The 12,353-nt window shown below is 44.5% G+C and carries 12 protein-coding genes; all 12 read left to right on the top strand.

The genetic code is table 11. The features are described from left to right. Positions 1-46: 46 nt before the first annotated feature. The 12 genes from glpX (at position 47) to NFU07_RS05510 (ending at position 12,209) form a co-directional block, all read left to right on the top strand. Positions 47-1,012, top strand: coding sequence for a class II fructose-bisphosphatase (gene glpX / locus NFU07_RS05565; RefSeq protein WP_251477120.1), 966 nt, complete (start codon positions 47-49; stop codon positions 1,010-1,012). 125 nt (positions 1,013-1,137) lie between these two features. After that, positions 1,138-2,421, top strand: a complete 1,284-nt coding sequence (rho, locus tag NFU07_RS05560; protein ID WP_251475662.1) for a transcription termination factor Rho — start codon at positions 1,138-1,140, stop codon at positions 2,419-2,421. A gap of 153 nt (positions 2,422-2,574) precedes the next feature. After that, the gene (gene rpmE, locus NFU07_RS05555; RefSeq protein ID WP_074510520.1) at positions 2,575-2,790 is read left to right on the top strand and encodes a 50S ribosomal protein L31; all 216 of its coding nucleotides are present in this window, start codon (positions 2,575-2,577) and stop codon (positions 2,788-2,790) included. A gap of 167 nt (positions 2,791-2,957) precedes the next feature. Further along, positions 2,958-3,551 carry a thymidine kinase gene (locus NFU07_RS05550; RefSeq protein WP_235197091.1) on the top strand — a complete coding sequence of 198 codons (594 nt, stop codon included), beginning with the start codon at positions 2,958-2,960 and terminating at the stop codon, positions 3,549-3,551. A gap of 398 nt (positions 3,552-3,949) precedes the next feature. Then, positions 3,950-5,023, top strand: a complete 1,074-nt coding sequence (gene prfA, locus NFU07_RS05545; RefSeq protein ID WP_251475661.1) for a peptide chain release factor 1 — start codon at positions 3,950-3,952, stop codon at positions 5,021-5,023. Then, on the top strand, positions 5,016-5,873 hold the full coding sequence (prmC, locus tag NFU07_RS05540) for a peptide chain release factor N(5)-glutamine methyltransferase (RefSeq protein WP_251475659.1): 858 nt from the start codon (positions 5,016-5,018) through the stop codon (positions 5,871-5,873). The genes prfA and prmC overlap by 8 nt, the downstream gene beginning before the upstream one ends. 90 nt (positions 5,874-5,963) lie before the next feature. After that, positions 5,964-6,956 carry an L-threonylcarbamoyladenylate synthase gene (locus NFU07_RS05535; RefSeq protein ID WP_235197089.1) on the top strand — a complete coding sequence of 331 codons (993 nt, stop codon included), beginning with the start codon at positions 5,964-5,966 and terminating at the stop codon, positions 6,954-6,956. Between the two features lie 24 nt (positions 6,957-6,980). After that, a complete protein-coding gene (locus NFU07_RS05530; RefSeq protein ID WP_251475657.1) occupies positions 6,981-7,424 on the top strand; it encodes a low molecular weight protein arginine phosphatase in 444 nt (147 codons plus the stop codon). A 162-nt stretch (positions 7,425-7,586) separates the two neighbouring features. Beyond that, positions 7,587-8,024 carry a ribose 5-phosphate isomerase B gene (rpiB, locus tag NFU07_RS05525; RefSeq protein ID WP_235197087.1) on the top strand — a complete coding sequence of 146 codons (438 nt, stop codon included), beginning with the start codon at positions 7,587-7,589 and terminating at the stop codon, positions 8,022-8,024. Positions 8,025-8,045: 21 nt separating this feature from the next. Continuing rightward, the gene (locus NFU07_RS05520; protein ID WP_251475655.1) at positions 8,046-8,630 is read left to right on the top strand and encodes a TIGR01440 family protein; all 585 of its coding nucleotides are present in this window, start codon (positions 8,046-8,048) and stop codon (positions 8,628-8,630) included. Beyond that, entirely contained in the window at positions 8,617-9,852 is a 1,236-nt protein-coding gene (locus NFU07_RS05515) for a serine hydroxymethyltransferase (RefSeq protein WP_251475653.1), read from the top strand. The genes NFU07_RS05520 and NFU07_RS05515 overlap by 14 nt, the downstream gene beginning before the upstream one ends. A 182-nt stretch (positions 9,853-10,034) precedes the next feature. Beyond that, entirely contained in the window at positions 10,035-12,209 is a 2,175-nt protein-coding gene (locus NFU07_RS05510) for an EAL domain-containing protein (protein WP_251475651.1), read from the top strand. Positions 12,210-12,353 lie beyond the last annotated feature (144 nt).

Below are 12,353 nucleotides of genomic sequence, written 5' to 3'. Positions count from 1 at the left end.
TGCTACAATTAAATTGAACTTATAGCTGAACTGGAGGAAATGCATGATGGAACGAAGTTTATCGATGGAATTGGTACGTATTACAGAAGCGGCTGCAATCGCATCCTCAAAATGGATGGGCCGTGGACTGAAGAACGAAGCTGACGATGCAGCAACTACCGCAATGAGAAATGTATTTGATACGATCCCGATGCGCGGAATCGTGGTCATCGGTGAAGGTGAAATGGATGAAGCTCCGATGCTTTATATCGGCGAAGAACTTGGCACTGGCCAAGGGCCGGAAGTCGATGTGGCAGTTGATCCTTTAGAAGGAACGAATATTGTCGCAGCTGGCGGATGGAATGCATTGGCTGTATTGGCAATTGCCGATCGCGGAAACTTATTGAACGCACCGGATATGTACATGGAAAAAATTGCAGTGGGACCTGAGTCGGTTGGTAAAATCGATATTAATGCACCTGTAATTGATAATCTCCGTGCAGTGGCGAAAGCCAAAAATAAAGATATAGAAGACGTAGTGGCGACTGTTATGAACCGTCCGCGGCATGATAAAATCATTCAGGAAATCCGCGACGCCGGAGCCCGGATCAAACTGATCAACGACGGCGACGTAGCAGGAGCCATCAATACAGCTTTTGACCAGACGGGCGTCGATATTCTGTTCGGAACTGGCGGCGCACCGGAAGGCGTAATTGCTGCAGTCGGCCTGAAATGCCTGGGCGGCGAACTGCAGGGCAAATTATTGCCGCAAAACGAAGAAGAAGCACAACGCTGCATCGATATGGGAATCGACGTCACTAAAGTCCTGAAAATGGACGATCTTGTTAAAGGCGACGATTGCATATTCGCTGCAACGGGTGTAACGGACGGGGAATTATTGCGCGGCGTTCAACTGAAAGGCGGCTTTGCAGAAAGCCATACTTTAGTTATGCGTGCGAAATCAGGAACTGTCCGCTTTGTAGAAGGCCGTCACAGCCTGAAGAAAAAACCGAATCTTGTCATGCACGATTAATGATCCTACTTCTAAAATGGGTCCGGCTTAGTGCCGGGCTCCTTCTTTAAAGATCTTCCAATCATTGCAACGACTGATCCTCAACAAATTAACCCTAAAAAATGACTAAGAGTGGTGTCTGATACATGACAACGATAACAATTTCCGCATTGGAAAACATGACGCTAAAAGAGCTTTATAATTTAGCGAAAGAATACAAATTGACGAATTACAGCAAATTGACGAAAAAAGAATTGATCTTTGCTATCTTGAAAACACGTGCTGAACAAGAAGGCTTTTTCTTCATGGAAGGCGTTTTAGAAATCATCCAGTCAGAAGGCTTCGGTTTCTTGCGTCCAATCAATTACTCTCCAAGCTCCCAGGACATCTACATTTCCGCTTCACAAATCCGTCGATTCGATTTGAGAAACGGCGATAAAGTTTCAGGGAAAGTCCGTCCGCCAAAAGAAAACGAACGTTATTTCGGATTGCTGCAAGTCGAAGCTGTTAACGGTGAAGATCCGGAAGTGGCAAAAGAACGCGTGCATTTTCCAGGTTTGACTCCGCTTTATCCGGATCGCCATATCCGTTTGGAAACATCGCCTAAACATTTATCTACACGCATTATGGATTTGGTGGCACCTGTCGGATTTGGGCAGCGCGGATTAATTGTAGCTCCGCCTAAAGCCGGAAAAACAATGCTTTTAAAGGAAATTGCCAATTCAATTACAACCAATCATCCGGAAGCGGAATTGATTGTTCTATTGATTGATGAGCGTCCAGAAGAAGTAACCGATATTGAACGCTCGGTAAATGCAGATGTTGTTTCTTCAACTTTCGATGAAGTTCCTGAAAATCACGTAAAAGTGGCGGAACTTGTTTTAGAGCGAGCAATGCGCTTGGTCGAACACAAACGGGATGTTATTATATTGATGGATTCCATCACGCGCCTTGCGCGAGCATATAATTTGGTCATTCCTCCAAGTGGGCGTACACTATCAGGAGGGATAGACCCAGCAGCATTCCACCGTCCGAAACGTTTCTTTGGGGCTGCCCGCAATATTGAAGAAGGCGGCAGTTTAACGATTCTTGCAACGGCTTTAGTTGATACAGGTTCACGTATGGATGAAGTCATTTACGAAGAATTTAAAGGGACCGGCAATATGGAATTGCATTTGGACCGCAGCTTAGCGGAACGCCGCATTTTCCCGGCACTTGATATTCGCCGTTCAGGGACTCGGAAAGAAGAATTGCTCATCGGAGCCGATCAGTTGGACAAGCTATGGACAATCCGTAAAACTTTCTCGGATACGCATGATTTCGGAGAGCGTTTCTTGAAAAAACTTGGCCAAACAAAAACCAATGAAGAATTTTTCGAACAGCTTAGCAGCGAATTGAAAGCTCATCGCAGCAATAAAAAGATGATCTAATTAGTTGCAAACAGATGAAAGATTTGTTATGATTATGAGAGTGAATTAAAACAGTGCTATTGCATATATGGCCTAAAGAGCCATGTAAGGCAATAGTCAAAATAGATTATTAAACTCTGTTCCAGATGGTTCAGGGCGGGAGGAGAAACAATAATGAAAACAGGTATTCATCCAGATTACAAACAAGCTACAGTAACTTGCTCTTGTGGGAACTCTTTCACAACAGGTTCTGTAAAAGAAAACATCAACGTCGAGCTTTGCTCTGAATGTCATCCATTCTACACTGGACGTCAGAAATTCGCAGCAGCAGATGGCCGCGTAGACCGTTTCAACAAAAAATACGGCATCAAAGAAGAAATCAACGAGTAATAGTAAAGAATATACCTGCTTTGCGCGAAAACGCGAAGCAGGTATTTTTTCGTTTAAAAGACACATTTTGAGCGTTAATTCTTTTACATAATCGAGAAAAAAGCAGTAATTCAGCCTGATTTTGGGTATGATGAATAATGATAAAGTTGTTTGAAAGGGGCTTATTTATGTACGTTATGAAACAATCCGGTTGGGTAGAACTGATTTGCGGAAGCATGTTTTCAGGAAAATCAGAAGAGCTGATCCGCCGAGTGCGCCGCGCACAATTTGCCAAACAGAAGATTGCAGTTTTTAAACCGAAAATCGATGACCGCTATAGCAAAGAAGCGGTTGTTTCCCATAATGGCACGACCGTAATTGCTTTGCCAATCCAGCATTCACAAGAAATTTGGGATTATATTTCCGATGATTTCGATGTAATTGCCATTGATGAAGCCCAGTTTTTTGATGAACAGATCATTGAGAACGTACAAAAATTAGCGGATCATGGATTCCGCGTAATCGTTGCCGGATTGGACCAGGACTTCAGAGGGCGTCCGTTTGGACCGATGCCGAATTTGCTGTCGATAGCTGAGCAAGTGACAAAATTGCAGGCAGTATGTACAGTTTGCGGATCTCCAGCAAGCCGGACGCAGCGCCTAATTGACGGCAAGCCTGCCGGTTCTGATGATCCCACCATTTTAGTTGGCGCTTCAGAAGCCTACGAGCCCCGTTGCCGCCATCATCATGAAGTGCCTGCTGGGGTGACAGTGACGAAATAGGTTATTTTGGAAGCTTCCTAAACAATGTGAAACTATTTTTTTGCCCGTTTTATTAATTAAATCGTTGTATAAGTTGAACTAATGATTTGTACAAACCGATATTCCGCAAAACAGCTGCGCTTGCCGGGGGCTTGCGCTGAGCTAACTCGGGCTTAGCGCCCGAGTGGATCTCACCACTTCGCTTGGTCCCCAAGGCGTCTCCGCTGTTTTGCTCCATATCTTTGGAGAGTCGCAAGTAGCCGGCGCGTTTCCGGACTGAGCGGAGTAATAAGACGAGTGGTTTTCTCGGCTTATTGCGGGAGCTGTGTCCATAGCGCCGAAGCGGTGTATAAATGCTACTTCTTTAATCCAACTTATATAGTTTAACAATAAATATGTGAATTAGAGGTGATGCAGCAATGTTCGATAGATTACAAGCAGTAGAAGACAGGTACGACCGTTTAAACGAATTATTGAGTGACCCGGCGATTGTCAGCGACACAAACAAATTGCGCGATTACTCGAAAGAGCAATCGGATTTGCAGGAAACGGTGGAAGCGTACCGCGAATATAAGGAAGTCACTTCCCAATTGAATGAAGCAAAAGCGATGTTCGATGAGAAGCTGGACGCCGATATGCGCGAAATGGTCAAAGAAGAAGTGAGCGAATTGGAAGCGCAAGCGAAAGCGATTGAAGATCGTTTGCATATATTATTGATTCCGAAAGATCCGAATGACGATAAAAACGTCATTATGGAAATCCGGGGAGCTGCAGGCGGAGACGAAGCAGCTTTGTTTGCGGGAGATCTATACCGCATGTACAGCCGATACGCTGAATCGAATGGCTGGAAAGTGAGCATCATGGATTCCAATCCGACTGGACTCGGCGGATTCAAAGAATTGGTCTTCATGGTTACCGGCAAAGGCGCATATTCAAAATTGAAATATGAAAACGGTGCACACCGTGTGCAGCGGGTGCCAGAAACAGAATCAGGCGGCCGGATCCATACTTCGACAGCAACAGTCGCTTGCCTGCCGGAAGTGGAAGAAGTGGAAGTTGAAATCCATGACAATGATATCCGCGTCGACACTTATGCATCATCCGGTGCAGGTGGCCAGTCGGTTAATACGACAATGTCAGCTGTCCGTTTGACGCATATCCCAACCAATACGGTCGTAACGTGCCAAGACGAGAAATCACAGATTAAAAACAAAGCGAGTGCGATGAAAGTTCTTCGTGCACGTGTTTACGATAAATTCCAGCAAGAAGCACAAGCGGAATATGATGCAGTCCGGAAATCTGCAGTCGGAACAGGCGACCGTTCTGAGCGAATTCGTACGTATAACTTTCCGCAAAACCGCGTTACAGACCATCGAATCGGTTTGACGATTCAAAAGCTGGATCAGATTCTTCAAGGCAAGATGGACGAAGTCGTCGATGCGTTGATCATTGAAGAACAATCAGCAAGAATGGAAAGCTTAAACAATGACTAATAAAAAATACATTTTTGAGGCCCTTCAAGGGGCTTCTTCTTTTTTAAAAAGCAAAGGCCGCGAGGAAGCAGCGGCACGGATTATTCTTCAGCATGAGCTAGGCCTTTCACATGCGGGGCTGCTCGCTTCAATGCGGGAAGAGTTGGAAGAAGAGAAATTCCGTGAGTTTTGGTCTAAAATTGAATTGCATTCCTTAGGGACGCCAATTCAGCATATAACGGGCAGCGAGGAATTTTATGGGCGTTCATTTGGAGTAAATGAGCATGTACTGATCCCACGGCCGGAAACAGAAGAACTAATCGAAGAAACTTTGCAGTTGGCCGCTCGCTATTTTCCAACTGGCAATCCGTCTATCGCAGATATAGGAACTGGGAGCGGCGTTATCGCCATCACGATGAAATGCGAGTTGCCTGCTGCAGACGTGACAGCAACGGATATCTCACAAGCAGCTTTGGATGTAGCGGCAGACAACGCAAATCGGCTGCATGCAGAAGTCACATTTAAATTAGGAGATTTGCTGGAACCGATCAAAGACCGGAAATGGGATATCGTGTTATCCAATCCTCCTTATATCGGCTATGAGGAAGCTCCTGATTTATCGGATAGTGTCCGTGACTTCGAACCTCACTCGGCTTTATTTGCAGAAAACCAAGGTTTGGCCTTGTACGAAAAAATGGCTGAAGGGTTACCGGGAATTGTGGATAAACCAAGCATTATCGGTTTTGAAATCGGTTATACACAGGGAGAGGCTGTAAAAAATCTCTTAAAAGATGCTTTTCCAGAAGCGAATGTGTATATCAAAAAAGATATCAACAAAAATGACCGAATGGTTTTTTGCATAAACGTGTAAGTTACTAACATATTTTGAACAGGGTAGGTGAAGTTATCCACGTAATGTGCATAACTTTATCGAAAACTAGTTATAATAGGAGATGTTTATATGGAAACGGAAACCATACTTGTGGATAGAAATGTGAATAAAGAAGAAACTTATTCACAGGCTGTGGAAAGACTGCAAAATGGAGAAGTTGTCGCTTTTCCGACAGAAACCGTTTATGGACTTGGAGCAGACGCTACAAATGCGGAGGCTGTGGCAAAAATCTTTGCTGCAAAAGGGCGTCCAGCCGACAATCCATTGATTGTCCATGTGGATTCAAAAGAAAGCGCATTGAATTATGTTCAAAATGTAAGTCCAAAAGCGATCCAATGCATGGAAGCATTTTGGCCAGGCGCATTGACGTTGATTCTACAAACGAAACCGGGAGTTTTTGCTGAAAACGTAACAGCCAGTCTATCCACAGTTGGAATTCGAGTGCCGAATCATCCGGTAGCGCTGAATTTGCTAAAACGTGTGAAATTGCCGATTGCGGCGCCAAGTGCGAATACAAGCGGCAAACCAAGTCCGACTTTAGCGGAGCACGTGTATCACGATATGGAAGGAACCATTCCATTGATTTTAGATGGGGGTGCGACAATGATCGGCATTGAATCGACCGTATTGGATATGACAAGTGAACCGCCCGTTATCCTTCGTCCGGGCAAAATCACGAAAGAAGATTTAGAGGCTGTTATCGGCACAGTCCGGCTTTCTTCGGAAATTCAAGGGAATATACCCAAATCACCGGGAATGAAATACATTCATTATGCACCAGAAGCTCCGGTCTATTTGATTGAAAAAGCAGATGGCTTGATTGAAAAAGCGATCGCACATGTGCAAAATGACGGCAAAAAAGTGGCGATTCTAAGTTCGGAAAAGCATCCGAGTGCGGATTATTGCTTCCCGCTTTCAGCGGAAACGCTGTATGCCAGCTTGCGCAAATGCGACCAAACGGATGCGGACTTGATATTGGCTGCAATTTCTACAGATGCCAATAGAAGTGAAGCGATGATGAATCGCTTGGAGAAAGCGGCTGACCATAAATGGTTCAGTTAATGAAGTAGAAAGAGAGGAAATAACATGAATATTTTCTTTGTTTGTACGGGGAATACCTGCAGAAGCCCGATGGCGGAAGCAATTTTAAAAGCGAAGGAATTGCCGGATGTGAAAGTTCGTTCAGCCGGCATTTTTGCTGGAGAATCTCCCTTGTCATCCCATGCCCAAACGGTTTTAGATGATCAAGGGATTGATTTTACCCATACTTCCAAACAGTTGCTGCCTGGCGACATGGAATGGGCGACATTGATCTTGACGATGACCGAATCGCACCGGAAATTCCTTCTGCAGAATTTTCCGGAATACGCAACGAAAATCTATACATTAAAAGAATTCGCGAATGGTTCTACAGCAGACGTCAGTGACCCATACGGAGGCTCTTTAGCCACTTATCAGTCCACTTTCAACGAATTGCATGGGCTGATCAACCAGGTAGCCGAAAAATTGAATGATGAAATAGAGGGATAACATACAAGCCTATGCGGGTTTGTATGTTTTTTCATATAATGATGTTAAAATGAAGTGAACCATCACTAAGGGCGCGTTAATCAACAAAGCCCTTAGCGAAGCAAAAGTAAGTGAAGTGCATTTCTGTATTCCACTTTATCCGAAAAGAAAAGAGGGTTTTTAATGAAAATTGCAATCTCATCAGATCACGGCGGAAATAATCTTCGTAAAGAAATCGTCAACTTATTAAATGAACTTGGCATGGAATATCAAGATTTTGGACCGCATACAGATGATTCGGTCGATTATCCGGATTATGCAACACCGGTTGCGGAAAAAGTGGCTAGCGGAGAATTTGACCGCGGCATTCTAATTTGTGGAACAGGAATCGGCATGTCGATTGCCGCAAACAAAGTAAAAGGCATCCGCTGCGCGCTTGTACATGATGTGTTTAGTGCGAAAGCGACGAGAGGACATAATGATTCAAACGTTCTGGCGATGGGCGAACGTGTCATCGGCCCAGGACTTGCACGTGAAATTGCAGAAACTTGGCTAACTGAAGAATTCGAAGGTGGGCGCCATCAAAAACGCGTTCAAAAAATCTCGGATTTAGAAAAATAATAAACTGAAGGAGTGGCTGGCATGCAACCCTTATGGCAATTACAGCTTGAAGAAGCTTTAAGTGAATTGGAGCAGGAAATTCAATTTAAAAATGGCCAGATATTTGTCGTCGGCTGCTCGACTTCAGAAGTGGTAGGCAAACGGATCGGGACGTCAGGCGGCCTTGATATAGCTGAAAGTTTGTTTGAGCCTTTGCAGAATTTTGCGGATCGCCACCGAATCTTTCTGGCTTTTCAAGGATGCGAGCATATCAATCGTGCGTTGACGCTTGAGCGGGAAGCCGTAGAAAAATACGGCTGGGAGCCTGTGTCAGTGGTACCGGTGCCAAAAGCGGGTGGTTCGATGAGCGCATTCGCTTATTCGAATTTGAAAGATCCGGTTGTCGTGGAAGAAGTGCAGGCGCATGCCGGAATCGACATCGGCCAGACAATGATTGGCATGCATTTAAAAAGAGTAGCCGTTCCTGTGCGAACTTCTGTTAAACTAGTAGGAGAAGCGATTGTCTCAGCTGCAACCACTCGGCCGAAATTGATCGGCGGGGAACGTGCTAGGTATAATCGTGAGCTTGTTCAACTACAGGAGGGATTAACAGATGGAATTGATTAAGACGCAGGACCAGGCAGTTTATGAAGCAATGCAAGCGGAAAAGGAACGTCAGGAATCGAATATCGAACTTATCGCATCTGAAAACTTTGTATCACAAGCAGTAATGGACGCTCAAGGCTCTGTACTTACGAATAAGTATGCCGAAGGCTACCCAGGCAAGCGCTATTATGGCGGCTGCGAATATGTAGATATCGTAGAAAACATTGCTCGTGATCGCCTGAAAGAAATTTTCGGCGCAGACCATGCAAACGTACAGCCACATTCTGGATCACAAGCCAATATGGCAGTTTATACAGCGGTTCTTGAAAAAGGCGACACGATTTTAGGGATGAACTTGAACCATGGCGGACATTTAACGCATGGCAGTAAAGTGAATTTCAGTGGAATGCAGTACAATTTCGTCGAGTACGGGGTAACAGAAGACAATCAATTGATCGATTATGAAACGGTTCGACAGGCCGCTCTTGAGCACAAACCGAAAATGATTGTTGCTGGAACAAGTGCTTATTCACGCCAACTAGACTTTGCTAAATTCCGTGAAATCGCGGATGAAGTTGGCGCGTATTTAATGGTGGATATGGCGCATATTGCGGGACTTGTTGCAGTCGGGGCCCATCCGAACCCGGTTCCTCATGCCCATTTCGTTACATCAACAACGCATAAAACTTTGCGCGGACCTCGTGGCGGATTGATTCTTTGCAAAGAGGAATTCGCAAAGAAAATCGATAAAACGATTTTCCCGGGAATCCAAGGTGGACCGTTGATGCATATCATTGCTGCAAAAGCAGTAGCATTCGGCGAAGCGCAGCAGCCAGAATTTAAAACTTATATTGAACAAGTAGTGAAAAATGCAAATGCGTTAGCTGAAGGATTGATTGCTGAAGGCGTGGATATCGTTTCTGGCGGAACAGACAATCATTTGATGCTGATTGACCTTCGTTCGTTAGGTCTAACTGGAAAAGTAGCGGAGCACGTGTTGGATGAAGTCGGCATCACGACTAATAAAAACACGATTCCATATGATCCGGAAAGTCCGTTTGTCACGTCAGGCATCCGTTTAGGAACGCCGGCAGTCACTTCCCGCGGCTTTAAAGAACCTGAAATGAAGGAAATTGCATCCATTATTGCAACATTGCTAAAAAATCCTGAAGATGAAAATGCGAAAAAAGAAGCTGCTGAGCGCACTGCGAAACTTACAGCTAGTTTTCCATTATACAAATAAGGGAATACAGCTGCCAAAGAGGGATTAAGGCAGCTGTATTTTTTCCCCGATTTTTGAAGAATAGCAACTAGATTTTTGGTATATAACTGGTAATTTCATTAATAATGTTACTTATTTCTAATTTCTTCAGAAACCAGCAATACATAGAATACATTAACTAAGGGAAGCTAGGTGAACCGCGTATGCCGACTCACGAAATAAATGAAGAGAAACAAGTGATCATAAACTGGCTGCGGCGTTTGGGGATGGAATTCCAGACAGGTTTTATTGTGCTGAATCCAGAAGCGAAAGACCATCCGATCATCTATGCCAACCAATCTTTTTTAGAGATGAGCGGCTACGAAGAAGAGGAAGTTTTAGGGCAGAACGGCAGGTTCATGCATGGCCTTAAAACAGATAAGCAGGTTGGGCAGGAAATCAGGAAATGCATGGAATCGAAAAAAGCAGGGATTTTTGAAATCGTCAATTATCGCAAAGACGGGCTGCCTTTCTGGAACGAAATCACGATCCAGCCAATTATCATGCATGAAACGAACTTTACGTTCACGATCATGCTGCAGCGGGATATTACCGACCGCAAGCGCGCAGAAGCATTGATCAATTTGCAGCAGCAAATCTACAACGATATGGGCAAAGGCTATCTACTAAGCTTTTTGCTTCAAAAAGCGTGTGATACAGTGGAATCTTTCTTCAAAGATGATACGAAATGCACCGTGCTTTTTGTCAATGATGCCGGTTACTTTCAAGTAGGTGCCGGAAAATCAATGCCGAGTGAATTTCATGAAAAAGTCGAGAAAATCCAGTCTTCTCCGTTAACCGGTACGTGCGGAGCCGCTCTCCATACAAATAAGACGGTCATTGTGGAAGACATGAAGGTGAGTCCACTCTGGAATGGCCTTCAATATTTGGTGGAGGAACACCACTTAACTTCAAGTTGGTCTGTGCCCATCAATGATGCAGACGGCCAAGCAATCGGTACGTTCGGGATCTATTTCGCAGATAAGGTATTGCCGACTGAAGAGGACATCGCCTTCATGGAGCAGGTCGGCTCTATTGTGTCGTTAACCGTAAGGTATTCTCAGCAACAGGAAGAAATCCTGCGATTGGCATACACCGACAAAGAGACTGCCTTGCCAAACCGGAATTATTTTATCAATGAGTTAAAAGAATTGCTGGATGAAAAGAAAGAGGGATTTGTCGCTTTCGTTTCAGCAGATGAATACATCAAAGTTGTCGATCAGTACGGCCATACGGCAGGAGATACGCTGATAAGGGAAATCGGCAAACGTTTTTTGAGAGCCGGCATGTCTGCAAATAATGTCATCGCGCGCTTTTCCGATTCGACCATTGCTTTAGTGAATTTAAATCCGTTAGGGGATGTACCGGCGTATTTAGAAAAGTTATCGCAATGCGTGATCGAACCGATCAGTGTACAAGACATGGAATTGTTTTTAACTTTAAAAATGGGCGTCGCGCTTATCACCCCAAAACAGCAGGATGAGAAAGAACTGATCCGCTACGCAGACAGTGCGCTGTCGAAAGCGAAATTGCGGGCGGGAGAATCCATCTGTTATTTTGAAAATGAGCACGATGATTTCATGATGAGGGATTTGCGGATTGCCAATGAATTATCGGCAGCGTTACGACGCGAAGAAATCGATGTCCATCTTCAACCGAAAGTGGATTTGAGATCAGGCAAAATCATCAGCTTTGAAGCTTTGGCCCGCTGGAACTCTCCGGAGCTCGGCAATATTGCGCCGGATGTCTTCATTCCGGCAGCGGAGAAGAACGGGAAAATCCGACTGCTGGAGCAAGTCGTTTTAAAACGCGTGCTGACATGGTTAAGGAAACGTAAAGAAATCGGACTTGAATTGCGCCAAGTCGCCATCAATGTCTCAGCTGATCATTTCTTCCACCATTCGTTCATCCCGCATCTGGTTGATAAAATGGCTGAATATGGTATTGAACATAAATGGATTCAGCTTGAAATCACCGAACGCATTGGCTTCGTTGACATTGAAACCGCTCATCAAGTGTTTAAAAAATTAAACCGCTACGGATTCACCAGTTCTGTAGATGATTTCGGGACAGGCTATTCTTCGCTTAGTTATTTGCAGAAACTTCCGGTCAGTGAAATCAAAATCGACCGTTCTTTCATTTCCACTATGCATGAACAAGGGACGCTCGCGATTGTCAGAACCATCATTCAACTAGCTGAAAACTTGAATATGACAGCAGTTGCGGAAGGCATTGAAACCGATCAGCAAAGACGCGTGTTGGTATCGCTCGGCTGCCGGGTAGGGCAAGGGTATTTCTACTACCGTCCGATGTCACTCGAAGAAGCCAACCTTTTATAAAAAAAGCCGGAGTTTTTAACTTCGGTTTTTTGTTTTGTCCATTTTTCTTTTGCGGGAAACTCCAATTAACTGAAAAGTTGCAATGCTATCTACAGCCCCAAGCGGCCTAAATTTTCTGTTATACTATTTAAGATAAAGTTTGAA

This window comes from Planococcus sp. NCCP-2050 (assembly GCF_023708025.1).
In the GTDB taxonomy this organism is placed as follows: domain Bacteria; phylum Bacillota; class Bacilli; order Bacillales_A; family Planococcaceae; genus Planococcus.
This window is presented reverse-complemented; position numbering and strand designations above follow the sequence as displayed.

Coding starts and splice junctions, on each gene's coding strand:
- rpmE (WP_074510520.1), top strand. CDS start 2,575: ATGAAAACAGGTATTCATCCAGATTACAAACAAGCTACAGTAACTTGC.
- prfA (WP_251475661.1), top strand. CDS start 3,950: ATGTTCGATAGATTACAAGCAGTAGAAGACAGGTACGACCGTTTAAAC.
- NFU07_RS05515 (WP_251475653.1), top strand. CDS start 8,617: ATGGAATTGATTAAGACGCAGGACCAGGCAGTTTATGAAGCAATGCAA.
- NFU07_RS05520 (WP_251475655.1), top strand. CDS start 8,046: ATGCAACCCTTATGGCAATTACAGCTTGAAGAAGCTTTAAGTGAATTG.
- NFU07_RS05510 (WP_251475651.1), top strand. CDS start 10,035: ATGCCGACTCACGAAATAAATGAAGAGAAACAAGTGATCATAAACTGG.
- glpX (WP_251477120.1), top strand. CDS start 47: ATGGAACGAAGTTTATCGATGGAATTGGTACGTATTACAGAAGCGGCT.
- rpiB (WP_235197087.1), top strand. CDS start 7,587: ATGAAAATTGCAATCTCATCAGATCACGGCGGAAATAATCTTCGTAAA.
- NFU07_RS05535 (WP_235197089.1), top strand. CDS start 5,964: ATGGAAACGGAAACCATACTTGTGGATAGAAATGTGAATAAAGAAGAA.
- NFU07_RS05530 (WP_251475657.1), top strand. CDS start 6,981: ATGAATATTTTCTTTGTTTGTACGGGGAATACCTGCAGAAGCCCGATG.
- prmC (WP_251475659.1), top strand. CDS start 5,016: ATGACTAATAAAAAATACATTTTTGAGGCCCTTCAAGGGGCTTCTTCT.
- rho (WP_251475662.1), top strand. CDS start 1,138: ATGACAACGATAACAATTTCCGCATTGGAAAACATGACGCTAAAAGAG.
- NFU07_RS05550 (WP_235197091.1), top strand. CDS start 2,958: ATGTACGTTATGAAACAATCCGGTTGGGTAGAACTGATTTGCGGAAGC.